This window comes from Paenibacillus mesophilus (assembly GCF_005938385.1).
GTDB lineage: Bacteria > Bacillota > Bacilli > Paenibacillales > NBRC-103111 > Paenibacillus_AB > Paenibacillus_AB mesophilus.
Window position 1 is genome coordinate 1 of record NZ_VCRA01000001.1, and the last position, 25,964, is coordinate 25,964.

19 protein-coding genes and 1 pseudogene are annotated in these 25,964 nt (G+C 42.8%); 6 read left to right on the forward strand and 14 right to left on the reverse strand.

Features of this window, described 5'->3' with window-relative positions; translation table 11 throughout:
• From FE783_RS38130 to FE783_RS00010, 3 genes are all read left to right on the forward strand, one after another.
• The coding region (locus tag FE783_RS38130) for a hypothetical protein (RefSeq protein WP_238402808.1) at window positions 1-239 on the forward strand (239 nt) is incomplete at its 5' end.
• Window positions 240-241: 2 nt separating this feature from the next.
• Window positions 242-1,063 (forward strand): hypothetical protein, encoded by an 822-nt coding sequence (locus FE783_RS00005; protein ID WP_138877260.1) that lies wholly within the window; start codon window positions 242-244, stop codon window positions 1,061-1,063.
• 21 nt (window positions 1,064-1,084) lie between these two features.
• Window positions 1,085-3,880 (forward strand): DUF3893 domain-containing protein, encoded by a 2,796-nt coding sequence (locus FE783_RS00010; protein WP_138877261.1) that lies wholly within the window; start codon window positions 1,085-1,087, stop codon window positions 3,878-3,880.
• A 369-nt stretch (window positions 3,881-4,249) separates the two neighbouring features.
• On the opposite strand, the gene FE783_RS00015 is transcribed toward FE783_RS00010, so the two are convergent.
• The 9 genes from FE783_RS00015 to FE783_RS00055 all read right to left on the reverse strand — a co-directional run bounded on the left by FE783_RS00015 (window position 4,250) and on the right by FE783_RS00055 (window position 15,985).
• The gene (locus tag FE783_RS00015) at window positions 4,250-5,857 is read right to left on the reverse strand and encodes a hypothetical protein (RefSeq protein WP_138877262.1); all 1,608 of its coding nucleotides are present in this window, start codon (window positions 5,855-5,857) and stop codon (window positions 4,250-4,252) included.
• Between the two features lie 56 nt (window positions 5,858-5,913).
• Complete coding sequence (locus FE783_RS00020; protein ID WP_138877263.1) at window positions 5,914-9,228, reverse strand: UvrD-helicase domain-containing protein; 3,315 nt, start codon at window positions 9,226-9,228, stop codon at window positions 5,914-5,916.
• Window positions 9,221-10,375 carry a PD-(D/E)XK nuclease family protein gene (locus FE783_RS00025; protein ID WP_138877264.1) on the reverse strand — a complete coding sequence of 385 codons (1,155 nt, stop codon included), beginning with the start codon at window positions 10,373-10,375 and terminating at the stop codon, window positions 9,221-9,223. The genes FE783_RS00020 and FE783_RS00025 overlap by 8 nt, the downstream gene beginning before the upstream one ends.
• Complete coding sequence (locus FE783_RS00030) at window positions 10,372-12,129, reverse strand: PD-(D/E)XK nuclease family protein (RefSeq protein ID WP_138877265.1); 1,758 nt, start codon at window positions 12,127-12,129, stop codon at window positions 10,372-10,374. The genes FE783_RS00025 and FE783_RS00030 overlap by 4 nt, the downstream gene beginning before the upstream one ends.
• 17 nt (window positions 12,130-12,146) lie before the next feature.
• Window positions 12,147-13,112 (reverse strand): helix-turn-helix transcriptional regulator, encoded by a 966-nt coding sequence (locus tag FE783_RS00035; RefSeq protein WP_138877266.1) that lies wholly within the window; start codon window positions 13,110-13,112, stop codon window positions 12,147-12,149.
• A 293-nt stretch (window positions 13,113-13,405) separates the two neighbouring features.
• Window positions 13,406-13,930, reverse strand: coding sequence for a vWA domain-containing protein (locus tag FE783_RS38620; RefSeq protein WP_338015755.1), 525 nt, complete (start codon window positions 13,928-13,930; stop codon window positions 13,406-13,408).
• Window positions 13,931-13,986: 56 nt separating this feature from the next.
• The gene (locus FE783_RS38625) at window positions 13,987-14,301 is read right to left on the reverse strand and encodes a VWA domain-containing protein (protein WP_138877268.1); all 315 of its coding nucleotides are present in this window, start codon (window positions 14,299-14,301) and stop codon (window positions 13,987-13,989) included.
• 352 nt (window positions 14,302-14,653) lie between these two features.
• Window positions 14,654-14,905, reverse strand: a complete 252-nt coding sequence (locus FE783_RS38890; protein WP_420799695.1) for a DUF7695 domain-containing protein — start codon at window positions 14,903-14,905, stop codon at window positions 14,654-14,656.
• Between the two features lie 246 nt (window positions 14,906-15,151).
• Window positions 15,152-15,985, reverse strand: coding sequence for a hypothetical protein (locus FE783_RS00055; protein ID WP_138877270.1), 834 nt, complete (start codon window positions 15,983-15,985; stop codon window positions 15,152-15,154).
• Window positions 15,986-16,272: 287 nt separating this feature from the next.
• On the opposite strand from FE783_RS00055, the gene FE783_RS00060 reads away from it, so the two are divergent.
• The 3 genes from FE783_RS00060 to FE783_RS00070 all read left to right on the forward strand — a co-directional run bounded on the left by FE783_RS00060 (window position 16,273) and on the right by FE783_RS00070 (window position 20,079).
• Window positions 16,273-17,811: a tyrosine-type recombinase/integrase gene (locus tag FE783_RS00060; RefSeq protein ID WP_138877271.1), complete on the forward strand. Its 1,539-nt coding sequence runs from the start codon at window positions 16,273-16,275 to the stop codon at window positions 17,809-17,811.
• Window positions 17,812-18,062: 251 nt separating this feature from the next.
• On the forward strand, window positions 18,063-19,157 hold the full coding sequence (locus FE783_RS00065; RefSeq protein WP_138877272.1) for a tyrosine-type recombinase/integrase: 1,095 nt from the start codon (window positions 18,063-18,065) through the stop codon (window positions 19,155-19,157).
• A 13-nt stretch (window positions 19,158-19,170) separates the two neighbouring features.
• Window positions 19,171-20,079: a tyrosine-type recombinase/integrase gene (locus FE783_RS00070; RefSeq protein ID WP_138877273.1), complete on the forward strand. Its 909-nt coding sequence runs from the start codon at window positions 19,171-19,173 to the stop codon at window positions 20,077-20,079.
• A gap of 89 nt (window positions 20,080-20,168) precedes the next feature.
• Here the strand turns inward: FE783_RS00070 and FE783_RS00075 are convergent, their stop codons facing one another.
• From FE783_RS00075 to FE783_RS00095, 5 genes and pseudogenes are all read right to left on the reverse strand, one after another.
• Window positions 20,169-20,642, reverse strand: a complete 474-nt coding sequence (locus tag FE783_RS00075) for a hypothetical protein (protein ID WP_138877274.1) — start codon at window positions 20,640-20,642, stop codon at window positions 20,169-20,171.
• 290 nt (window positions 20,643-20,932) lie between these two features.
• Window positions 20,933-21,286, reverse strand: a pseudogene (locus FE783_RS00080) (sigma-70 family RNA polymerase sigma factor); the annotation flags it as partial.
• A 136-nt stretch (window positions 21,287-21,422) separates the two neighbouring features.
• The gene (locus FE783_RS00085; protein WP_138877275.1) at window positions 21,423-22,091 is read right to left on the reverse strand and encodes a hypothetical protein; all 669 of its coding nucleotides are present in this window, start codon (window positions 22,089-22,091) and stop codon (window positions 21,423-21,425) included.
• Window positions 22,092-22,273: 182 nt separating this feature from the next.
• Complete coding sequence (locus tag FE783_RS00090) at window positions 22,274-24,901, reverse strand: glycoside hydrolase family 10-like protein (RefSeq protein WP_238402828.1); 2,628 nt, start codon at window positions 24,899-24,901, stop codon at window positions 22,274-22,276.
• A 189-nt stretch (window positions 24,902-25,090) separates the two neighbouring features.
• Window positions 25,091-25,963 (reverse strand): AraC family transcriptional regulator, encoded by an 873-nt coding sequence (locus tag FE783_RS00095; protein WP_158301531.1) that lies wholly within the window; start codon window positions 25,961-25,963, stop codon window positions 25,091-25,093.
• Between the last annotated feature and the right edge of the window lies 1 nt (window position 25,964).

Genomic DNA, 25,964 nt, shown 5'->3' on the forward strand with positions numbered 1-25,964 from the left:
TAGGAAACCAAAAATCCCCTTCTGTACAATTTTGTTCCTGTGAGGCTGTGTCTATTAAAACTCCCCCTCAACGAAATCGTAAGAAAACAAGAGGAAATTGGAGATATGCATTTATTCATAGAGGGAGTATAACCAGGAACGAAAAAGAGCGCTTCAAAAAATTACAAATTACCACCTTCCCTTATTTGAAAACGAATTATCTCACCATGAAAACAACGGTGAGCCAAGGAAAGTACTAATCGTGGTTGCCAGTTATGAAGATGGATTAGCGGTGGCTGAGGCTATGAATCAGGCGCATGCATGGGACAAGCGATTTTGTTGTGTAGTACGACCTCCCGAATCTGCAGAATCAAGCTATCCATTTCCGACCATCTTGCGTACAGAAATAGAGGACATTCCTGATTATGGATATGACATCGTCATAGCTCCTATTGATGTAATAGCACGAGGGTATAATATCGTTCAACGTGTGCCTGGCAGGACGCACCGCTCCTATTTTGGTTCTATCTGTTTGTTTATCCGTCCTTATTACAACGTCGATGATCCAATAAATCACTTCATTTTAATGCACCAAAAAGAGAAGCAATATAGAGATGAATTGCTCCAACAAGGATTCCAATTTGAAAATTATATAAGACGCTTAAGACAGAAAACCCAAGGATTCATGCGCGGTCTTGCCGGTAAGCCTTTATATGCAATCCTTTTGACGGAGAGAGAATTAAGCGATTTATGCTGGATGACTTTTGTTAAAGTGCAACAGGTTATCGGAAGGCTTCTTAGGGGGGATACAACGGCAAGGCTCATCATATGTGATGCGAAAATGACAGGAATCAGAAGTGATCAAAGTTTCTTGCAAGAAGACCATACAGAGTTAAGCATTGAAGGAGGAAGCTCGAATGTGCCCTCTTCACAATCTGAAATAAGCATGATTGAGATATGGAAAATGAACCTCGAAAAGCTACAGCATAACAATGTCTACACTTCACTATATGGTCCTTTTTTAAACAGTCTTTTCAATATTCAGGAGTATCAATATTCACAATTGCTGCTATCTAACAAATAAGAGAACTGAAAGGAGAATCCCATGACTAGTCCTATCGAAGTGTTCGTTACTCCTCATTCCATACAAAATCGTTATGCAGATTGGTTACAGCACAATAACCAATCTCAAGCACTTCAACCTTATCAAATGGAAGTATCACTGGATCAGTTGGAACTTCCAGAATGTTATATGCTTGTTTTTCCAGTGGAGTATTGCAAGAGGATCGAAGAACGATTGATGAAACTGAACGATAACCAATGGAATCAAGAATTCCAAAACGTTCGCTGGTCTTCGCTTCGCAAAATGATTATGTTAGACCATGGCGTGATTTTTTTCAGTGAGTACTCAAACCGTGATAAGCGATTTCGAGTTTTTGCTGAAGAAATGGTTCCACTGCAGCATATAATTAGAACACTACGTGATTGGCATTTAAATGAGCTGAAGGAGCCTCTTGGCGATCTGGACTTGGAAGATTGGGAATGGATCCAAATTTCGATTAGCGAGGAGATGATTCAGCATCGCGCCTATGGTTTTTTACCGAGCCTACTTCACCGCTTATTTTGCCGTCAAGACCATATAATAGACGGAATGAATGGCAATAAACCGCTTCGTTTCCACCATGTAATAAAAGATATAGCAAGCACAAGTGTCGTTTCTGAGCCTGTCTGGGTCGAATGTTATTTAGGTTCTGCTCGGAAGGCAGAGAAAATAGCAAAACGCGTGTTTGGTGATTCTTTACTGACGCGATTTATTAAGAAGAAAAACAATTATTTCATAGAGCTTCCCATTTCCTATGAATTGCAGACATCCTTGATAACGAAACCATTTCATCCCGGTTCTTTCTTTATCAATTTTACGGTTTCCTTAAAACGTTACGCATATTGGGATGTTCAAAATGATTTACAATATAACGGAAGTGCAAGCATACTCATTCAGATGCCCTCACGTTATGAAGACCATAATTGCTCGATCATGGCAGAGACAAAGCTCACAAAGAAAGGAGGGGCATTTAATTTAAGGACGGAGACCGAGTATGAGATGATTCGACGATTTGATAGAGAGAATGGCAAGGTTTCCTTCGAATCTTTCCTTGCGTTGCCATACGATCATATGAAGAATGATCATGATGCTGAGTACCGTTTGTTTATTATTTATAACACACAATATTTGGATGCCTCCACGATGCCTATTCAAGCAGGAATCGGTTTACAAGAAAGACACAAAGCTTTTTTAACTTTCGCTGATCATTTCAAAATGAAAATAATTGAAACGCATAGAGGTAATTCAGCAACGAAGCTGCGGCTCAACAGAGAAACACTCCCCTACTCCCCGTTTCGAGAGATCACAGAATGCCACATTGACATATGGGATCATGAGGAGAAATTGCTCTTTAACAACGCTGCTTCCTACTGGATTCAAATGCATTTACTAAAAGATTATAAAACCTACTCCGTTAAGGATTGGACAGAAACAATTCAAAGTGAGCTGCTGCTCGCAAATGCAGAAGCAAAGAAAAAAAGCGTAAGCATTCATTATCACTCAGCAAACGTCAACTCTCACTTTTCGGTCGTTAGTTCATTAAAGGAATTTGCAAACCGTACCAAAAGGACTAAAGATCCTTTCATTGCGAGTGTTTCAATTGATGACACTCATATACTCGTGGATTTCATTCTAGCTCAGCATCATTTATCCGTCCATTTCCGGTTTCAGCCACAAGGTAACATTACCGCGGCGATGAATACGGAAGAAAGTACTCGTTATGGCCGTGTAGTACCAATCGTGGGCCAAGAAACAAAGATGGAACGCACAACCGAAATACAGACAACTCTTCGAGAACGTAATACGAACCGCATGGCGCTTATTCACATTCCACCCTACCATATATTGGATCGTGCACTTCGCGTCGGGGATCCAAAAGATTTGATACGACAGGAATTCCTTAATGCCGGTATATTAACTCAATTCATAAATAACATTGATCAAAGCAACCCCGATTTCCGTTTACGTAGTGCTGTGATGGATCTATTCAAACATAATGGTTTCTACCCGAAGAAATTATTTGAGAATGGTTGGAGTGAGAATGAAATATGGCTCGGCGTATTTTCAGTTGAAGGTATCCGCAAGAACATCCGCCATGTCGTTATGACGCGCATTGAGTATGGGAAGCCGCCATTATTTACTCTACTAAATGATTCTGACATCGGGGAAACCTCCACTATTTGGCTGGAGACTACCGACTTCCTTATCTTTTTGCGAAGCAAGACGAGCAGAAGTACTGCCACTCAGCAAATCATAGGAACGAATTGTAAAAGAGCAATTGAAGGCATCATAAGCCCGGACAAGGAAATATTCACGGTGTTTGATTATAGCCTTCGTTTTTCTGTATTCCCCTTTTTAAGGAATGATTTACTTTCGCATAATAATAAACCGTTTGATTTTACAAGCGACAATTTACATTTTTTCCGTTACAACGACAGCGATGAAGTCCCTAATGCTGATGTAATTGGGGTAAACAGAAAAACTAGAGCAATCGAAATTACACTTCAGTCAGGATTCTATTGGGATGTCAGCGAGTCTTTGTTCTACAGTATGGCAGCGAAAAGCGATTCCATGAAGCTTGAGAATCAATTAATGAAAGAAGAGTATCCGGATACATGGATCGCTAAGCCGAATGCAAGAGAGATGATTGCATTAGGAGAGCCCGAAAGCGAAAGAAGAAAAGCCTTGTGCAAAAAGCTTCATATCATGCGAAATTGTCTTACAACCTTCAATAAAGAAGCTGCAGATCCACTGCCTTTCATGTACAAAACGACGATTGAGAAATATCTCGAACACTAACCTAATAACATACAGTAAAAAGATAAAATGCAAAGGCTGCCAAATCCAATAGCATCCTTTGCATTTTTTGTTCTGCACTATCATTTCAAATCAAAATTCATATATACAACCAATGACAGCCGTCTGAAAGCAGTCCTTGGTTATTTAAGGGAACGATGATCACTTCATCATGTGGTTTATTTCTATGAATATTACAATAGTGGCCTCTCCAATTTTAACTCGATTGGAGTCAAGACCCTCCAAATAACGACTTCAATCTTATCGTTAATGAACCAAAAGGAAATCAACTTCTCATTATCAAGCTCATTTACAAGTCCTAGGATTCGAAATACTACCATCAACTTTCTGTCCATGATGACATACTTCCCCTTAATATTGAGGCCATGTAAAATTTGATTTGTAATATTCTTGTTTGAGACGTTTCAGGTCATGCTCCCACTCAGCAATAGCGTAAGCAAATTTTGTTTTACCGCCTGCCTGGGACTTACGTAGACGAACATTGCGTGCAATTGTAAAAACGATCTCTTTTAGAGTCATTTTGGGAATCGCTTTACGAACCAATACGTCCCAGCGCTGAGTTCGATTGAGGCCAGTAATTCTGTAACCCTGACGATGTAGATCGGTTTCCTCTCTAAAGTTACCTTCCCTATCCGATTGTCCTTCCGATTCCTTCGCTTCTGTACTTGGCCACGCAAAATAATTTGGAGCCGGCGGCGTTATCACCACTGACTTTGGTGGAGTTTTCATCGGTTTATTCACCGCCTGTTTATGCGGGTAGTTAATTGGATCTAAATTCACTTTGCATCGGTAAGGTTCAAGCGCGCGGTTTAACTTGAGCTTCATGCTGTCATATGCGAAAATCCTATGACAGTGGTTGCATGTAAGCAGTTCAAAAACAACTTCTTTCTGCGCTTGATCTGAGTGTTTCATAAATCCGTCAACTGCGAAGCTTTCCTTCACCAATTTACTTTTACTGCAATGAGGACAGTGATCTGTTTTATTCTTTATCTGCCAGATACTGCTTACTTTGTTACTATTGATAGGTAACTCAAGGGTAACTGATGTTTCCGTTCGTTTTTGTAGGAATCTTATGATCTCTTCCCATAGCTTCGCTTTTTCGTGATCTTCAAATATTCGGCTCTGAGTCATCAAAGCAGCAATATTTCCCAATGTTTGACTATCATGCTCTCGATTATTCTTGACATCATAATACTTCTTATAAAGTAGACTTTCAGGACTTTGAACATTTTCGATGAAACGTCCACTTTCCTTGGAAACTTCTATTAAGACATCGTCCATAGAGAGATAAAAGGCTATCCATAAGAAGTGAGCAAACTGCTCTTCCTGAATCTTAGCATCCAGAAAAGGCCACTCTTCACTTATAAGATACTCCATCAAATCTCTCAACGGATAATACAAGTCGAAGGACAATAAGGTTTGCAAATAAATTATAATGTGATCAGGAGAATTCGTATCTGCTATCATTTGATTCAATTTAACGTGATTCTCGTGCAGATATTCATGAACACTGTCACGTAATTTTGATTGGGCTGCCCTCTTCATCCATCTCGTGATGTCAATGAGTAACCTGTCCATTTCATCTAGTTCGGATAAGTTCATTGAAAACATCCGATCAAGAATAGGTGAAATCGACATCTGAACGAATTCTGAGGGTTCTTCATTATTCAGGATATCCGAAAGGAGATTAAGACCAACAATGGCCAGCGAGTATTTGTTATGTTCAAGCAATTCTCGAATCTTCTTGATAATGAAGGCAGCACTATCTACTCTATTGTAATCAGCAAGCGCACGGAGAAGTTTCTCCCATAAGGCTTCGTTGCAGCTTTCAAGAATAACTTCCCATAAAATCTCATTTTCAGACTTTACTTCTCTGCACCATATTTCCAACTGGTCAAAGGTGCTTTGGACGGTGTTCAGACCTTCATCGAATTTCTCTTTACTCTCAAAAATATTCATGGGCGTCTCCATAAATTATGATCGAAATTGATGAACATTCCTAACTTCTTGGTTAGCTAAGCAACATATCCATTATTCAATTCAACATACTTCTTATGCCCTACAAAATAAAGCCCTGCTTCCTTTACCCTAAATCCAAATGTCTGCTCCCACTCCCGTGCATAGGTCATCACCTGCGGCCGATAGAACCGAACAAATGTTTCTTCCTTTCCTTCTTCGAAGTGGTCCGTCTTGAAGTCAACGATCACCCATCCGTCCTCTTCTTCAAATAAGAAGTCGATGATACCCTCGACATAGACAGTACTTACAGAGTCTGCAAATATCCCATCCTCCTTTGAAGCCGCAACTTCTGGGGAGGAGTCAGTCTTAACAGCAATTTCCTCCGAGCTTTTCTTGAATAAAAGCCTGACTTCATGCATACGTGTTTTCGCTCGAAGCGCTCGTTGCCATAGATCACTATTCGTGAAACCAACCACTGTAAGTAAGGCTTCTGCTACGAAATCATCTTCCACATTGAGTTGATCTGCCAGCATTTCCATGTAGGAACCAAGTTGCTCGCCTACCATGCCTTTACCGGCAGCTTCTATGCCCATATGCACGAGGCTGCCATAAGCCATGCCACGCCCCTCGGACGACCATTCGGGTATTTCACCCGAGCTCTTGGTCAGACCGGTGACTGATAATCTCGCATACGTGGACTGTCCCAGTTGCGCAACTTTCGCATCTCGATCAGTCATGATCCCCGCTATGTCTAGCTGCCCTTTAAATTCCGTACGTTCCTGCTCCTTATAGGCAGGAACCTCAAGCTCCGGAACCATCTCCATTCCTAGAAGGAGAGGACTCCATGGGCATTTCGCTGGTTGATCGGGATACTGGCTTATAACAAGCATTTGCTTAGCACGAGTGGCGGCCACGTAAAGTAGCCGATCCTTTTCAGCGTTCATAAACTCTCGCTCTTTGAGGTTCATGGCATCCCAACCCACAGGTTGAGCTAAGGTTTCTTTCACGAACTCATATTTCTGCTGCGATATGATAAAATAACCAACAGCCGGCTCGACTGTCCGATCAACATATTCTGTTGCATCGTGATCCGATTCACCACAAGGGCACGCGAGAAAAACAACTGGTGCTTCAAGCCCTTTGGCCTTATGTAGATTCATTATTCGCACGGATTCGTTTCGCCCCGCATATAGACTAGAGGTTTCTACACCTTTTCCTTGGCACCATGCCGCTAATGTGTCGGCCAAAGCCCCCCACCCAGCTGCACTGTTAATCTCATCCTGCAACTGCTGCAATAGCTTGATTAACGTCCCGGCACGTGTCGACCCTGCTTCTTTCTGGGAAGCATGAGCGAGCAAGCCCATATCCTCTGTGATGCGGATTAATGCTGTTACTGCCGGTAGCTTACGAGTCCAAGCATAGTATTTGCGTAACTTCTCAAGTACTGTGTATACTGGCATCGCTTCCCGTAATTCAACTCCATTATCGGGTAAGGCCAGGTAATGAAAGGGATGCCCCGTCTTTTTGTAATCGTAGAGCTCCTGATCACTGATGCCAAACAGCTCACCTCGTAGCACGGATAGGAGTGCTATCTTATTAGAATGATCTGCTAAACAGGCAGACAACTGCGCCAAACTATACATCTCCGGGTAAATGGCCGCGCTACCAGCTGTATCTGCCGAGATTCCACAACGATCCAATGCTTCAGCATACAGACTAATGAACTCTCTCGTTTTTAGCAAAATAAGAAAATCACTCGGTACCGCTCTTCGTTCCTGGTATTCGCCTTTTGCATCTCGCTCCTGAACATTCAGTCCGTTCCTGCCACAAGCCCAAGCGATATAAGCCGATACCTGTTTGGCATCTTCGTTAGCAACAGCGGCCTTCCCTCCTGCCATTTTCGGGTAGGTTAAGATACGGATGCCATGTGTTGCCTTTTTCTTTGCTGCTGGATTCGGTGATTGTGTCTGCATCTGAACAAAAGCAGCTTGCTGTTCATTTGCTACCTTAGGAAATTTAGACTCAAACTGATAATTTACATAATCACCAATGGCTTGCACAGATCGAAAATTGGCATAGAGCTGTAGTATATCTCCAGTCTCTGTGATTCTTCGTTTTACTTCATTATAAATGGAAATATCCGCACGTCTGAATCGATAAATAGATTGCTTCGGATCGCCGACTATGAATAAGGAACCTGGACGTGGCTGCAGCTTACGCCAATCTTTTTCACTCGTGTTTTCAGAGCTTCCGGTTAAAAGAAACATCATCTCCGCTTGAATCGGATCGGTATCCTGGAACTCGTCTACCAGCAGCCGCTGAAATCTGCTTGCAAAATAACCTCGCACACTAACGGATTCACGTAGTATGGATGTCGCCTTTTCTAGTAAATCCTGAAAGCTGACAACCCCTGACTCTGTTCTTCTTTGCTGTGCATAGGCGACGGCTGGAGCAACAAAATGGATCAGCTTCGGATACAGATACTCTCGCCAAGCTCTAAGGAAGGGAAATAAAACGGTTATCTGCCAGTCTTGAAATCGATCACGAAGTTCCTTCGCCTTCGCTTTATCTGTCCATTTATTTTGCGTGACGTCCAGCTTCTTATCGAAATCCATCGCCATGGACAGTACGTGAAGGTCATTCTCCCAACTCCAATTGCGCTCCTTTTGCTTAATTAAGCGCAGGACCTTTTGCAAAGCATCCCAACCTTTTTCAGGCTCATAAGTCGGCATATAGGGCCATGCTTCTGACATTAAAGGTGGCAAGGACAAGCGAATCAAATCGAAATCAGGACGAGGCACTTCAGTTGCTTCTATGTTCACATCATTAAACAGGGATACCCTGTCATACACAGCTTTGAGTGTATTCACATTGATGCCATACTGCTGAAGTTCCTCCAACTCATTTATCCGTCCAAGCTCTTCAAGCTGCAGCAAGTAATCGTCCCAGCAAAGGCTTTGGAATTCCTCTCCCGATTGCTCATCCAGCTCTCTAAAGACAGGGTCCAAACCCGCCTCTACAGGGCGCTCACGAAGCAGCATGCCACAGAAAGCATGAATGGTGCCAATAAAATTCTGATCGAGCCCCTCCATTGCAGCTGCATACCGCTCTTTTTCTACTGGATCATCTGCATTACTTAGCGACTTTTCCAATGCTAACCGAAAACGCTCCCGAAGCTCATCCGCCGCTTTTTTTGTAAAGGTGATCGCCGCGATGCGCCCAATCTGTGCTTGTCCGGTTCGAATCAGAGAAACCATTCGACCAACGAGACTCGTCGTTTTACCTGACCCCGCTCCCGCTTCAACTAATAAGTTTGTTTCAAGATCGTCTACGATACGATTTCTAGCTTCCCAATCATTAGGTCTAGTCAATGGCTTCCACCTCCAAGAATTCTTTCATATTCATGGCATTGTCTGGATGCTTCTTTTTATCTGCCATAAATGCAGAATGATTCACACAGACCGTCGCATAATCACAATAACGGCAACGCTTCGCATCCTCTGTCGGTATATACACGCCCTGTTCCATGGAGATCAATAGATTTCTCACAACGCCAGTTAATAACTCACGCTTATCTTGCAGGCGCACCACTTCACGACCAACCCCTCTCGCTGTCGGAAAATAGTACGCTGACTCCGTAACTCGGGCATCCTTATCTCTGCCCGTGTCCCTCAACCACTGTTCCGCCGCTAGCGCATAGAGCGCATGCTGTAGCTGTGTTCCACCAGCAAAGTGCCCATTCTCGCGATATTTGTTCGGATTACCTGTCTTATAATCAATAATTCGATAGGAATGGGGCTCAATTTGATCAATACGATCAATAAATCCTTTTATTGTGATCGTGGAGCCGTCTGTCAGTTTAAGCTGCATAGGTTCTCCATCAATCGTAAGTTCTTGCTCAAAATAACAAGGGCGTGTCGTCTTTATCAATTCTTCGTTATAAAACCACTCCACATCTTGACGGATCTCACCAGACTCCTTAAGCAAGATATGCTGACTTGGTGCAGGAATTAATCGCTTGTAGTTTGCCAATTGTTCTTCAGCTATGTACTGCAGAAGATTTCGGTCATGATTCGCTTGCAGTGAGCCATCCGACGTGATTTGTTTCAAATACTCATAGAAAATACGATGTAGTAAGTTCCCGCGCTCCACGGGTTCTAACCAACGCTTTCGATCATAGGTAACTTCATTTTTTGACCATATTCCAAGTACGTATCCGAAGTAAAACCTCATTGGGCATTCAGCATAACGTTCCAGCTGGCTTGCGCTAAAAGCGCGTTGCCCGATGTCTGCGGCTAATGCTTCTGATTGTATGAAGCCATCGTGTGCTGTTATCGTGTTTGAGATGCGTTTCATCACAGCATCACTACCATTACTGAGATAAGTGTACTCCTTATTCAACACATCCCGCCCGTCAAGCAACCGACCACGATTATTTAGAAATGCAACCGTCCATACATCCAAACCATCAAGGGGAGTTGTCTCTGCATTAGTTAGTGTATTTAATTGATAACTCACAGGACTGCCAATGCATTTCCCAAAACGGAGTAATCTGCATCCGACAAAAATGTTTTATTACGGAATATCTGAAGAACTTCAAACGCAGGACTCACTTGCTTCCCTTCTGTTATCTGATAGGAAGAATAGCTTAACGTTACATTCCCCGTGATATTCGCTAGCTTTCTAAGTCGATCTATTTTTAATTGTCTGCCTCGCTCCGAAGTCAGTGTAAGATTAGCGCTAATGTTTTGTCTTTCTTCATCCAACAGAACTGGATCCTGTCTGGATGATACAGACCAGTTATGTTCATCCATGCCGACCATGTACGTAAATGACCTTCCAGTTAAGCCACCATTCGATAGGGAAGAAATGTTAATTGCGCCAGGAGTTGGAAACGGAGTAACTTTCACGCGAATTCCTGCTAGGAACTGCTCTACATATTGCAGAGCAACGTCTTTTTTCATTTCCGAAAACGTAATCGCATCTACTGAAGTTAATGAAGCAACCAGCTCATCCATTTCTTTGACAATAAGCGCATCATCTTCGTTCTGAATCGTTCCATACTTTGTAATGATCTTCTGTAACCACGACAGGATAAACGTTGGACTCCATGCGTCATCATTCGGCCATTTCGCGAATATTCCCTGGAATACTTTCCTAAGGTTGACTAGTATCGGTTTCGCTTCTTCGGCTCCTTTATTTATAGTTGATTCAAGTAATTCTAAATAACGTTCCTTGCCCCAACCAATATGGAGAGCTTCTATTGAACGAATCCACTCAGATGCCCCGATACTCTCATCCTCATTTCGAAAAGATAATCCACCTTCGCGTAGTAAACCAATGATATCGGTAACTTGAAAATCATTGTCGAGCCAATGAAGCAGTTTTAATAATGTACGACCCATTCTAGCATATTGAATCGGCAACCCATTCCCAAAGGTACACGAAATATCCAACTCAGAGGTCAGCGTTTGAATTGCACTCGCGTATGGGTCATAGTTGGATGCAATGATTTCGATCCGATCAAGTGGAACCTCTTGCGATAATATCCGCCTCATTACTTCGCGAATTTCGGCCAATGTACCCGTTGCATGGAATATCTGTACCTTTTCTGCAGGGAAGTCAGATTCGGATGCCGTTAATGGTAAGCCATGCATTGGCTTCACTAGTCGTTCACCAGCTATTTTATTAACGATCGTCTGCTGGGATTTGGTCAGTAAACTATTCTCTGGCATGATATAGATCGTACCATCTTGATCGGCAACTACCAGATCAGCTTGTATCATTTGATCTACGAAGTTATACGACTCAAGAATTATTTCATATCTACGAAGAACTTCTCTTACAAACACTCCCTTCCGATGATCAACGAAATGAGACAGCTCTAAATCTTTGGCATGGACAAATGCTTGTCGTAAGTCCTCAATGGAACGATGAAAACAAGAAACCATACCTGGCGTAATCTTCGCTTGGGATAAATAGGGAGCTTCACTCTTAGTCAGGTCCAACATAATCTTCTGAATGATCCAGAATGACTGCTGGGAACGAATAACTGTTTTCTTTTGCTGAAAAAGCTGAAGTGAGGATTGCCTTAAAGCCAAACTTTCTATCGTCTGTACTTCAACATTCAAAACGTGACCATAGTCACGGCAGACTTGATGCAGCCACTGCTGCCCGTCAGCAAAACGTGGCGCAAGAAGTACTTTCTTAGACAATGGAAAAGCTTCAAAGCTCTCATGCAAATTACGAATAAAGGTTGATGGCATAGGCATGCTATTTTTGCTCCTTTTTACTCGTATAAGGCTCTCCAACGATCTAGCTTCTGCCTCATGACATCCCGATAAGCTTTGGGCTCAAGAATCTCCGCTTCAGGGCCGTATTGATTTAACCAATTCATAAATTCTCGGTCATGATTAACTGTTACTTCAAAGAGTAGACTTCCATCCTTCTGAGGCGTTAATTTCGGTTTCACAAAGAGCTCCTCTTCCTTCACATAACGCGCAATACTAGCATGAAATCTCACTTTAAATCGAATCTGCTCTCTCCCTCGCTCTATGGACCAAGTGTTCTTCATATAGGCCTTTAGATTAAATTCACCTCTATCAAATGTTTCATCCAGCAGGTTAACATCTCGAAAACGACTAATTCGGAATGTCCGAATATCACCTGCAGAATGACAATATCCAATTAAGTAGAATCGATGGTCACGAGGTACTAAATAATAAGGATCGATGTCTCTCTCGGACTCCTCATCACGACTTTGCGTATAATAAACGGTTCTTATCGTATTCTGAGATAAACTTGCTTTAATGATATCATAAAGGAACGAAGCTCCTCCTTCTTCATCACGATAGGCGGGTGTTCCCATTTGAATGATATCTGTGACATGCTGTAGAATATCGACACGCTTCGACTTTTCTTTCTTATGAACACCCATGACCTTTTCCAAGGCAGAGTCAAAACCTTCTGGGAGCAATGACTTTATTTGATCTAGTACAGTGGGCAACATCGAAAATGCCAAAGCTTCCTGTTCCGTCCAATCCAATGGATACATGGAGAAATTACTAATAAAAGCATAGCCTCTACTATGACCATAATTGGATATCGGAATATTCATCGCATGCAGCGCTATAATATCACGGTAGATATTTCTCTCGGATGTTTCACAGCGTTCTGCTAACTCCCTTGCCAGAATGCCAGGTTTGGATTGTATCAAATTAATTATTCGCATTAACCGAATTAATCGCTCTTTCACGTGGCTTTCACTCCCGTATAGTTCTTTTGATCTAAACTACTAGATATAGTAATTTCGACCTGCTGTTAGGAGAGTCCTGCCTACCTCTTTCTTTTCAATTGCTTATACTTCTGTTTATGAAGAGCCTTTCTTGTTTTACTCGAATAAGTGAAATTATCTAAATGGCTGTACAACAATTGAGCTACCTCACGTAACTCAGCATCCTCAGATTTAACAGCCGCCACTAACATCTCATCTGCCTGCTGCTGGAGAAGCTTTCTCCCGGTCTTCTCATCCCCCTGGTCGAATGCAGTTTAAGCGTGCTCAATTGCAATTGCTGATTCTGTTATTTTGATTTTTTTCTCAACATGAGGGTTTGATGATTGCTCGATCAAATTAAGTTCATTAGTAAAGTGCGCATTAATTGTATAATGCAGCGAACAAAGCTTTGCCCCTTCTGTCACATCAACGTATTCCCAACCGATATCCAAGATTTTATGCTCACCAAATGGATGCGGGAAAAATGAGAATTCTATTAAGACTGATTTAACTTCTTGATCAAATACATCTCCTAGCGACAGTTTCAACCCATCATTATTTTCTTGAGCTTTGTAGCCGTAAATGTGTTTAATTTGTGTTGTAGCCGAAGGTCGTATCGTTAACTTTATATTTTGAGCCACGACCGATAAAAGACCGTCTAGTTCTTTTGAGAATATCCCCGGGATGTCCTCCGGTTTCTCAATAAAATAGAAGTTCCCACCACCTTGATCAGCAATTCCTTCCATAAGTTCTTCATCGAACCCATCACCTACTCCCATAGTCGTTACGCCAATTCCCATACTATGAAATTCCTTGGCTATGGACTGTAGTTTCCCACGATCTGTAATACCTTCATTTACGTGCCCATCCGACAGTAATAAACCCTGTTGACGCTGCCGGTAGATTGCCTATGAACGACATACTGGATCCCCTGCAGCATCAAATTCGTACATCCACCAGTTTGAATGCTTTCAGTCTTTTGTTCCATGAAATCCTTATGAGTAATATGCTGTGGGGCAAATACTGTCTCTACCTCATCATCAAAGGCAACCACGCTGAGTTGATCCTCTTTGTTCATTTGATCTGTTACGAACTGGCAAGCCTTCTTACTGAACTCTATCGGTGCTCCCAACATAGATCCACTTCGATCCATCACTAATGATAAAATCATTTGAGCCCCCTCGAGTTGAATCGAGCAGCAAGAACGCTTTCTCGTCCTCCTGTCGGCCAATACTGTTTATTCAATGCGTGGGTTAATTGAAATGGGTGGGTTCACACGTATCTTCCTTTCTAATTGACTTCTGATATATAATTTATCAAAAGCTTAAGTCTACTACGTGTCAGAGAATGCACGTTCGCTTGGCATCTAAGTATCATCGATTATTGAATCATCGATCTCTATTTCCACTAGCTGTCTTTCTCAGAAAATTTATGTTTGTATTATAAAAAGGCATTTGCAAAAATAATGGCAAATGCCCTTTATAGATTAGGAATTCGATCACCAAGCAAAATCAAAAGTTACACTACAGTTCCTTCCATTCATATAGATCCTCATACCATTCAGACGGTACTCCCGGAGGAGAAATGCGTTTCGCGTAACCACAATCACCGTCAACTAAAACTTTACCACATCTGCATGTTTGAAAATCATGTACTGTCTTTGACTCAATGATGTCTCCACATGTTAGGCAACATATGGCATTTTTAGTTAACTTGCGCAAGATATCTCTCCTTTTTTTAAAAGAAAATAAAAAGGGTTTATTTCTTATAATCAACGTTTTTCAGTTTATTGTGATTTTCTATATGTCGGCCCTTCTCTTTTTTATACTTTTCTATAAGATAATTGTAGCAGGCAGCCTTTGTGTTTCTATCTGTACTAATAATTAATTTAACTTGCATAGAGGCGTCCTCCTGGTAGTTATAATTCAGTTGTAAATGGATGCTTATATAAGGAAAAAACAAAAAAACGAAAAAGGAAGCCTCACTTTCAAACGGAGGCTTCCTTTTTCGTTTTTTTTATCTCATTTTAGGTCCTTTAGACTTTTTGAAACATCAGATTTCTTCATTGCTTGATTAATTGGATACCACTTATCAGCCCAGATAAAATCTTCATTAAGCATTTTGTTCATCTGATTATCATTTGCATTCCCAACAAATATCAGAAAAGACTCTTTATTATGATAAATAGTGGGAAGATGTAAATAACTCCAGTTAAACGGAGTATTTTCTGTTAAGAGATCTGAGAGAACCCTGAACAAATCTAAATCTGCATTCGTAAGATCGATTATCACGACACCATCGACAATTTCCAATCGAATGTGAAGTTGCTTATTAGGAGTCCTCACAACGTATCCACTTATATGCTGCTTTTTACTTAAAGGACTAATAATTATTTGAATAAACTCTATTTCGTTTATCACAGTATGCTCAATAAGTTTGAAAAGTGTATCATCGTACTCGAGATCAACATTCTTAAGATTAATTAATTTATACGTTGCTCTTGTCATAATACCGAATTGTGCTAAAAACTCGGTTCCAATTTGCCTTGTATTTTGCATTAAGTTTGAAGTGCGAAGTAGATCACCCACAGTTGAGTTGCCCCACCCCGTTAATCTCCTCAATTCATTGTATGTTATGCCAACAGATTCAGCCAAAAATTTCCTGCGATTTCCCGGGTGACAGGTTTTCCGAACAAACTTACTCCATTTTTCTTTAATCTTGAATACATCTTTTATTTCGTACCAAGCGTTTTCTTTCCCCTTGGCAGAATCATGTTTATTTATATATTCTTCTTCAGTTATTTGATCTGCAATAAATTTATCAACATGCTCACGTAGGTCTTTGAGTTTGTCCAAGACAATCACCTGGCTCAAAGATACTATGAATGTGCTGATGCATCATTTAAAAACCATAAATGGTGCAGTTTTGAGTGAGATTTCAGCTTTTTCTTCTGATAAAACTAGTATCAGGTCGAAAACTACACCATTTGTGGAGCAGCATATAAGGTTGGTATTTACATGAAATACTGGTTATATAGAAACTTACATATACGCCGATAACCCCCACCCCCTTCGCAATGGTTTTTGGTCTAGTTGTTAGAGAAAAGCTTCCGTTTGTATAAAATTTTCAAGGAGCTGAGCAAATGTTTGATCATTCAAATCACAATCAAAACAAGTACCCTATAGCCCCAGCAACACAGCACTATCCAAACTTCTTTTGGAATGAAAATGTGAAAGAAGTTTCGTGGAAATGCCCTTCCACGAAACTTTCTTCCGAAGAAGGTCTAAACCTGCGAAATCAAGTTCACACTATTACCAGTACTTATATCGATGTAAAAAAAATAACGAAGGCGAGTGTAACCAATATGTTAAATACGCTATATGCGTTAGACCAAACATCCCAAAAAAACACAGCAACTTATCTTGGCCCAGGTCATATCATTCCATGGATTTTCAAAAATCGAATAGAAGGCAATCTTCAAGCACAAAGAATTATTGATTTTTTCAGCGCAAAACAATCTTTACGATCCCCTTTTGAATATTATCGAGATTATAAAAGCTTCAATAAATTTTTGGATTGTTTCTCCGTGACATTTAATATCCCAACTCAGAAAATAACTGATAACGAATTATTGAAAAAAGATCTTATTCTACAAGTGATGCAATCTGATTCATTAGGCGACGACCCCGATGTGAACAAACTAACCAAACTTGCCAATCTATATCATCCAGGGTTGGAAATAGTGTTCCCTAAAAAAAGAACATACGCACCCCATGATTGGCAGCTTAATCACCCACTAATTGATCTACACCTAGGAACTTTTAAAGGTTACAAGACAACTACTTTGCAATTCCGAAAAAGAGCTTTTTATTGGTTCCTCACATGGCTGTGTGAAACATTTGCTGTATTTTCCTCATTTTCAATTAATGAGGTACCCCTCTGGCTTATAACTGATGAGCATCTTACAAATTTTCGATTCCATCTTGAGGGAAAAATAGAGAATGGAATAATGGAACCGGCTTATGCAGTCGGTATCCTGGATTATGTGAAATCACTTTTCCGAAGTTTATTCCAACTTGGCCGTCTTTTAACTGACGTGTCTTCAGATATTCCAGGAATAACTTATGAACGTTACCACTATCGCGATATTCCCACAGACCTACAAATTGATGAACTCTTTAAGATTATCCAGATATACTCTCCCGATCCTCTCAAATACACTTTAGCTTTTGAAATGATGCTGTACTTGGGGATAAGAAGAACTGAAGTATCAAACACTCTTTGGGAAAATATTAATTTACACACTGGTGTCATTACAGTAACAGGGAAAGGAGATAGGTCACACTCACTGCCGATACCTACAAAAGTTTATCAAAGTCTAGAATCACTAGCGACTGACTCAACTTCAGGACATATTTTCTCATCAACGCCCGAAAAATTTGCTCGATCCCTTTATGAATATGTAAAAATATTTTCTTTGATGGCCGGTTGGAATATTCCAAGTGGATTACATTTACTTAGGCATACAATGCTAACACGACTCTCATACAGAAAGGACTGCCCACCACAAGTATTGAGAAAATTGGGGAGACATAAGAATGCCGCAACTGCAGGATTATACATTCATCGAAGTCAAGAAGAACTTCGCAGATCAGCTAATAAGATCAACTTATTAACTTAAAATACAAAAGCCTTCGTGAAGGTGTACATCCACTTTAGTATCTAAACTAAAGCTTGTGCACCTTCTCGAAGGCGGATTTAGACGGAATATTCCCGTATCTAGGTAATTAATTTCTTAGAAAGACTCCCTCGGCCGCATGGCGGGAGTTGCGAGAAATAAGTAAATAAAAGGTATGTGGTCATTGTACAACGAGATCTTCGAAAATTCAATTCAAAGCATATAATATTTGTCTAAATTAGGAGGATACAAAGATGCCTATCGAACTGCCCACATCCCCATTACAAGGTCTTCGTATAAATATTCAACAACTTGTTGCCCAGTATGGATTAGATGAATTACAGGAAATCCTCGGAGAACTTGGAATTATGGTTGATCCGTCCGAGAAAAGAAATGTAACTGAAGATATACCAGGGCAAACGGTAAAGGAGTATTTTCTAAGCTGTCCTCGTTTTATTAGTTTTAGTCCTGACACAAGAACAACATATGAATCTGAACTATCCCAGTACGTTAATTTTTCAAGTCCAACTCCTACTTCTCTTGCAACACTTAGGCAATTAGCGGAACCAATGAATATTATGGCATATCTCAATCAATATGAACCGCGTTCAAATACCAGGGCAAAAAAGGCATCTTTCTTAAGGACATTCTTACGCATTTCGTTAAAGCATTTTTTTGAAGAAAAAATAGACGAGATAAAACTCTTGCTTGAAATAAAGACTGATGATAGTGATATTCCTAAGGCATTTAAAATTGATCAACTACGAGAAATCGTGCATCTAGCCGCTGGCCCCGGAAACGGTTTCAGGAACTTCACAATCATTATGACTTTTCTAAGCTCCGGGATTCGTCTGAAAGAACTTCGACTATTAAAAATCGGCGATATTGATACAGAGAATCAATCTATTAAAGTTGTTGGTAAAGGAAAGAAAGGCGCAAAAGTAAAACGCAGCATAAATTTGTTAGGTCTATGCATTTTAAGGAATTATGTGAAATTTACATTTCAATCCCGAGTATCTTCTTTGACAGAAGAACAATTGAATGACTTGTATGTATTCTCCACGAATGGTGGTAAAAGCTCTATGACTTCTCGGAACATACAATATTTTGTTAAAAAAATAATTAAAAAAGCAACTACCTTATCTGAGAAAGAGAAAGATCAATACTCAGTTCATTCTTTCCGGCATTGTTACGCAGTCTATGCATTAGAAGCCGGGATTGACATTTACACTATTTCTAAACTACTTGGACATGAAAGCATCGAGACAACGACAGTATATTTAAAACTATTCGATGAACAACTAAAAAAAGCAGTGGAAAGACATCCATTCGCGAATGGATTGAAATAGGAGGCAGCTAAAAATGAACATTTTACTTAATTCAAATTATTATAAAATGTGGGAACAACATTGCACACTCAGAGAAAAAACAAAGCAGAACTATATTAGTTCCTTGCGGAAACTAGAAGAGTTTCTGTTGAGTAAAGGTTACTCTGGTAATCTAGACTTTAACAAATTTATATACTATCAAGATGTCGATAAGTATTCTCCAATAAATCAAATATATATTGACTCGTTTATCGAATTTTTAAAGGATAAAGGGTGCACAGACTATGCCCTATCCACAAGTATATCTGCGCTCAAGAGCTTTTTTAAACTCCTTAAGAGTTTGAAATTGATTGACCGAAATCCGGTTCAATATTATAAAAATCCATACCACAATATTAAATATAAAGATAAATCCCTTTCAGAAGAAGAATGTACACTACTATTAGAGGCAGCTTTAAAGTTAGATCCTTTCACAAGGCAGTATTACATAATAATACTTTTGCTACTTAATACTGGCTTGCGTAATAAAGAATTAAGGGAATTGACTATCTCACAAATTGATCTCGATCGTCAAATCATCTACGTTGAGCGCGGTACAAAGACCAAAGCGAACACAGTCATGTTAAGTCAAAAGTTATGTGAGGAACTCAAATTCTTCTTGTCCCGCCCATTCCATGAGGAGTGGCAAAAAAGTGGAAGTGAACATGTTTTTTTCTTGAAAAAACGGACTCTGAACAGAAATAGTCTAAATAAAATTTTAAGGGAGGTTAGCAATAAAGCAGGAGTTCGACCGATTACCTGTCATTGGTTACGCTATACAATGGCATATATGATGCAACTAGCTGGAGTCGACATTTCGGTCATCCAACGTCAACTACGACATCGCGATCTCAAAACCACACTTCACTATCTTTCTCAGTTTGCTGATGGATTCGAATATTAATTCTTCGGTTTATTGATGCAGGCTAAACGCGAAATTTTAAATAGTTCCAACGAAAAGTTTAATGATATTTGTTTAGCCTGTCTATTCACCTAATTTATATCATCAGAAAAATGCAACTCACGTTCACACACATCGCATTTCACAATAATATACGTGCCTAAGCTCGAAGGAACAAACGTATAAGCAAATTTTGCACCACTTACATCAACTGCTTTACACTGATCCCACTGATTAATTCTTTTCATGATTTCTTCACTTATTGTAAATGTTAACGAATTTCCTATTATTTCATTCTTCCGAATGCGTTCTCGGAGATGGCCTATATAAATGTGATCAGGGTTATTAGGATCAAATTCACGTATAACTGCCCTATATAACTCATCGATTTCTTTAGCAAAATCATAAGTATTTAGATAAAACCCCCATATACCTATGATACCATCAGAATAACGATTGAAAATCATTTCCGCATCTGCCTCAGAATAACCCATCTTTTTTAGTTCCTCAAGGACACCCATGAAATATTGTCTGTACATTTGATTTTTTGATTTCTCATCCTTCATTTTTCCGCACCTCATAAGTTAATATTATTTTTTAGTATTTTCTTGTTTGCAACATATAATTACGACTGTACGACTTAAACGCTTGAAAACTAAGCTCCCATCCTTTGTAAATTACGATTTTAAGGTCTTCTGGGCATTTCAAGTTTATATCATCGAGTCGTCAAACTAAAATGTCAAAATAAATACTCAATATTTGAATTATCTCATACTGTTCCTTATCCCCCATAACTCAATAAGCCACATGCTCTGATGTGGCTTTAAAAAACAAAAACCAATATTTAACGCACCTCTAAAGACATTATTATCTCGTTCTCGATGCATCTCGCCGCGAACGTGGCGAGCTTCGTCCCTTTGTCGGGCGAGAACGATTCGATCGCCTTGATCAATCCGATCGTTCCGATCGAGATCAGATCTTCGAGGTCTTCGCCGGTATTGTCGAACTTTTTGACGATATGGGCGACGAGCCTCAAGTTATGTTCAATCAGCAAATTGCGCGAATGCTGGTTTCCTCCGGCCATGAGACGGAGATGCTTCTCTTCCTCCTCCTCGGTTAACGGCTGAGGAAACGCATTGTTTTTGACATACGACACGAGCAGCATCAATTGCTTGATAAATAAAGCGACGGCTGCAAATAAACCAGGCACCGACCGGTCACCTCCCGCATAATCGAAACGATCGCAATGGCGATATCAAGGATCGTTACATTGTATGTGGGCGGCGGCCTATCTGTGCCTGTACGGAGAAAAGAAGGATGATTTGTACTCTACTTGAAGATTTGCGTTACTTGGCTTGAAGTTCTTTGTGCGCTTCGAGAATATGATAAGCAATCACGGCTCTTCGGAATACATCCTTCGTATTCACTTCTTCGTGCAGCTGCAGCCTTTGCAGCGCACCTTCCACCTTACCGCGGACTCTGACCTGCAGGTTTACGAACGATACGTTTGCGTCGCCTATGTCGAGAATCCGGGCGATTTTCTTCAGATCACTCTTATTCGCCACCGGCGTCATGATCTCCATGAACAAGCAGCACAAAAAACGGTGAATATACTGGTCCGGTGCCGGTCCTTCCAGGCTCGGGTGAATTTTGACGGCACGCTCGAGCTGCACATCCTTGATCCGGTTCGTCAGCCGCTCATCGACGGGACCTGACTTGCGAAGCCGCAGCAGCTCCGCAACCTTCTCCAGGATGGTCCGCTCCTGGGTCATAATACGGACAAACCCTTCCGGACTCGCCTGGGCCATCCCCTTTGCAATGATTTTATTCATATGCGTTCCGACAAGATAGTCTCCGATGAACGACAATCGATCGACCGATCCGTCCCATTCCTCAATTTGTTTATAAAATTGCCGAAGCGTCTCATTCGCCTCATCGTCATTGAGCTGATCGCGCAGCTTCGATTTCTGAAAGGCTAATTCTACAATACGGTCGTAAGGCTCCATCGCCGGCAAGCACTTCCTTCCTCATGGATGTCTTGGTTCTCTGATTCTACTAATGTCCCATTGCATATAGTAGCATATTTACCAAATCCGTTGTCGAACTCATGCCACGTTCCATGAAAAAAACCTCACAAGGCACCGACGGGTCGCCTTGTTATCGGCGGCCTGTCCGTGCCTGTGCGGAGGGCGTACTTTTACCTCGTTTTCACGTCGTACAGCTTCAATACTTGCAGTCCATACTCCATATCGGCCGTCATTCTGCTCTTGACCTGCGCATGAACGGAACGGTCATGGGCCAGCAGCGTTTGCAGTACCTCCAGCTGCTGCTTCGCGGCGCTCGCCGTCAGCGGAGTGAACGATTCACGCGCTTCCAGCGTTTTGACGATCACATTCAAATGCGCTTCATATTTCGCGGCATCGGGTCCGCTCATTCCTTGCAGGGGGACGTAGATTTCGTCGATTTTACGGATCATGTCGCGAATCCATACGATCAAAGGCCCGGTCTTGCGGTAATCCGGCGGGACGGCTTCGTTCCGATATGCCCCGAGCGCAAGCACGCGATCGTAACCGCCTCCGAACGTTCCCGTGAACTCGAACATCGATGTGCCGTTGCCGCCGGCACGGTTCACTTCGCGGATTTGTTCGGCGATCATCGTCGGCTGCAAATTCATATAGGCGCCGATTCCGGACGCGACGAACGCTTTGCCGCCCGCGATGTCGAGTGATTTATTCAGATCGCCGACCAGAAGCGAAGCATCCCTCACATAGGACATGTGAACGAACTGGTCGATGGCGTTATGGGCCGCCCACGTCTTCGCCTCTTGCGCGAACAATGCGGGCGCCGTATCGTAATTCGGCCATACCGCGGCCGACAAGAATAGCTGCGGCTTCGCCGCACGCGATTCCGATACGACCCGGTCGACCCAGCCATTGATCATTTCGGTGCGAAAACGAAGCCATGTGTCCCATAACGCATCACCCTGCTTCAAGGCAAGCGGGTCGGCTCCGTGCTTTTGCTGAAACAGCCCTCTTGTATACGGGTCATAGCCGAAATCGTTCGAATAGTCGCGGGAATGCGGATAACGGGTAAAGTCGAGATGCAGTCCGGCTATATCGTATTTGGTTATCAACTCGTTGTAAATGGCGGACAAATGATCTCTCACCGCGGGCAAAGCAGGATTGAGATAATACTTTTTGACATTGTCCGTGATTTCGTACGGCTGTCCTTGACGGCTCATGATGCCCCAATCCGGATGAGCGGCGAGAGCGGGACCCGGCGTCTCGTCCCCGCCGCGGAAGTTTTCCACCCAGGCATGAATGCCGAGACCGAGACTTCGGCCTTCCTCGATGTACGCTTGCAGGACGTCGAAGCCGTTATAGATCGGGTTCTTGGCGGCGTCCGGAACATGCGTTGGATAAATGGTCCGGCCGTTCCACCATGTCTCTAGGTAAACGGTATTGAACCGGGCCGACTTCACTTTCAGCAAATTGTCGCGCACTTGCTCCCGTGTCGTTTCTTTCGGCCTGATCCAAATGCCGCGCGTCTCCATCACGCGGGATTCCTCGTGCATGAAATCCGCATCCGATATCGCCCGGTCGAGCTGCTGCAGCACCCCGGCCAGCTCCTGCACGGAACCGGCTGCACGCAGCTGGACGGCCTGTCCGTAAATCGATTCGGCTACGGTAATCTGCTGCTCTACGCGGGTATAAGGCACGTCCCGGAACTCGGACTTGGACTGCTGCAATTGCTGCCGCAGCTTGACGGCATAATAGCTCGCCTTGTCCAGGACGGATTGGGGCGTATACATCGCGACGACCTGCTTGTTCGCCGAATCGATGCGGATTCTGGAACCGACCGGCACGTTGTCCTTCAGCCAAGTCCCTTTTACCCCGACGCCTGACAAGACGATGCCCGTATCGGGAATACTCCGATTGTTGCCTCCGTTCGAGACGGCCATTCCTTCCCCGTTCACAACAACCTCGTTTCCGTAAGGGTTCGTTCCGGTACGTTCCCCGTAGGTCCGGTCGTATACGATCAGCGTGTCGGCGCCGCGCACTTTGGAGTTGATGCCGTCATATCCGATTTTCATGACGCGGTATTGCAGCGGATCCAGCGCGATTTCGGCGGGATCTCCCGCTTTTACTTTGCCGTTCAATTGAGTAAAGTAAGGGCTGCGCGTCTGGATCGAGAGAACATAGCCGTCCTGCGGAATGGGCGAATCGTTAGGCACATAATTGCCCGGCTTGACCGGATCGGGGACGAGCCCGACTACGCGGGAAACGACTCCGCCTACAATCGTAATTTCCATCCCCCATCCGTTCTGCTTCGTCGTCGGCCCGTGCGACGGATCGAATAAGATCACTTCCCCCGTACCGCGCGTCGCATTCCGTTTATCGATCTTGACAATGGCTCCCCGCACGACGGCGTATTTCTCCGGCCGCACCTCGATCTGGGCATTCAGCACCTTCACCGTCTGCCCCGTCGTCATACCGCCGAGCGATGCCAGCGCCACGCCGGATACGGACAAGACATAGCTGCCCGACGGGATTGGCGTCCCTCCCGTTCCGTTCGTGTTTTTCTCTACGACAACGTCGCCGATTACGATAAATTCCGCCGTGCCGGACTGGAAAGACGGGGTCGATTTGCCGTACCGATATGTGTAGATCCCGATTTGGTCCGGCAGCCTATCCCGATCTACATAACCGACCGGGAGCATCGTTCCGTTCTCCAGCACAAGCACCGGTCCTTGCGCCGTACCCGTATCCGCATAGGCCGGCGGGCCCGAGAGCAAGGATAAGATTAGGATTGCCGCCAACAGCATGTTTTTCAAAGCGCACACCTCTAGAAAAATAATCGAAGGGCCCTCCGTCGATATAAGCGCTTACATGTACTACTGTAGCATATTTTGACTTGCGTCTCTTTAACTGATGGTGCGGAAAGCGGCCGGCGCTTTAACTGCCGATGCGTGCTTTGCGTTCAACCGTTTGCCGGTCTTGCGGTGGAGGCCGCTTTATATCGGGAACGACCCTCCCCCTCCGGTTCCGTGAATCATTTTCCGGTACTGATCCGGCGGGACGCCGACATGATGCTTGAACAACCGGCTGAAATGCGGGAGATGCTTGAACCCTACCCGGAAACAAACGTCGGTTACGGAGTTCTCCTTCTTATAGAAGAAGAGCAGCTTCGCCTGATTGATCCTCCTTCTGTACAAATAATCGAAAACGGTCATTCCGGTAACGTCCCGGAATATTTTCATCATATGATACCGGCTCATGTGCAGCTCGTTCGCCATCCCGTCCAATTGAACGTCGTCCATATACCGGTTCTCGATAAACGCGATCATTTTCCGCACATACCGCTCGCGGTCCGTCACAGTCCGCCGGCTGTCCTCCATCGGCTTCCAGCATTGCTCGTTAATGAACAGGAGCAAATCGTAAAACGCCATCAAAAACCGGTGATACCGGACAACATCGTCTTTGTAGTAAAACTTGTTGATTCGGTGCAGCAGTTCCTCGCATTCCGCCTTCGCTTCCGGATCAAGACGCAGATGATAGTTGCCGAGCGTCTCGAACGGCTGCAGCGGATTGAAGGCCCGCATCTCCTCGCTGAATAGCTGGACCAAACAAGGCTCGAACGAAAACATCGTACGCACATACTCCGCCGGCTTGTCCACCTTCGGACAGTGCTGGGTCATGCCGTTCATAATAATCATATCTCCGGGCTCAAGCTCGATAATTTGATCCCCGAGCATGAAATGGCATCTGCCGTCGTGGAAATAATACACCTCGTACTGCGGATGCGAATGGAACGTCGTGCTGGCGTTCAACCCTTTCCATTTATAATAATACTCGGTGAAGAGGCGATAAGGATGCCGTGCTTTCATC

Excerpts from the sequence above, each read along its gene's own strand:
- FE783_RS00010 (WP_138877261.1), top strand. The coding sequence starts at position 1,085 with ATGACTAGTCCTATCGAAGTGTTCGTTACTCCTCATTCCATACAAAAT.
- FE783_RS00015 (WP_138877262.1), bottom strand. The coding sequence starts at position 5,857 with ATGAATATTTTTGAGAGTAAAGAGAAATTCGATGAAGGTCTGAACACC.
- FE783_RS00030 (WP_138877265.1), bottom strand. The coding sequence starts at position 12,129 with ATGCCTATGCCATCAACCTTTATTCGTAATTTGCATGAGAGCTTTGAA.
- FE783_RS38620 (WP_338015755.1), bottom strand. The coding sequence starts at position 13,930 with ATGGGAATTGGCGTAACGACTATGGGAGTAGGTGATGGGTTCGATGAA.
- FE783_RS38625 (WP_138877268.1), bottom strand. The coding sequence starts at position 14,301 with ATGATTTTATCATTAGTGATGGATCGAAGTGGATCTATGTTGGGAGCA.
- FE783_RS00060 (WP_138877271.1), top strand. The coding sequence starts at position 16,273 with ATGTTTGATCATTCAAATCACAATCAAAACAAGTACCCTATAGCCCCA.
- FE783_RS00065 (WP_138877272.1), top strand. The coding sequence starts at position 18,063 with ATGCCTATCGAACTGCCCACATCCCCATTACAAGGTCTTCGTATAAAT.
- FE783_RS00070 (WP_138877273.1), top strand. The coding sequence starts at position 19,171 with ATGAACATTTTACTTAATTCAAATTATTATAAAATGTGGGAACAACAT.
- FE783_RS00075 (WP_138877274.1), bottom strand. The coding sequence starts at position 20,642 with ATGAAGGATGAGAAATCAAAAAATCAAATGTACAGACAATATTTCATG.
- FE783_RS00090 (WP_238402828.1), bottom strand. The coding sequence starts at position 24,901 with ATGCTGTTGGCGGCAATCCTAATCTTATCCTTGCTCTCGGGCCCGCCG.
- FE783_RS00095 (WP_158301531.1), bottom strand. The coding sequence starts at position 25,963 with ATGAAAGCACGGCATCCTTATCGCCTCTTCACCGAGTATTATTATAAA.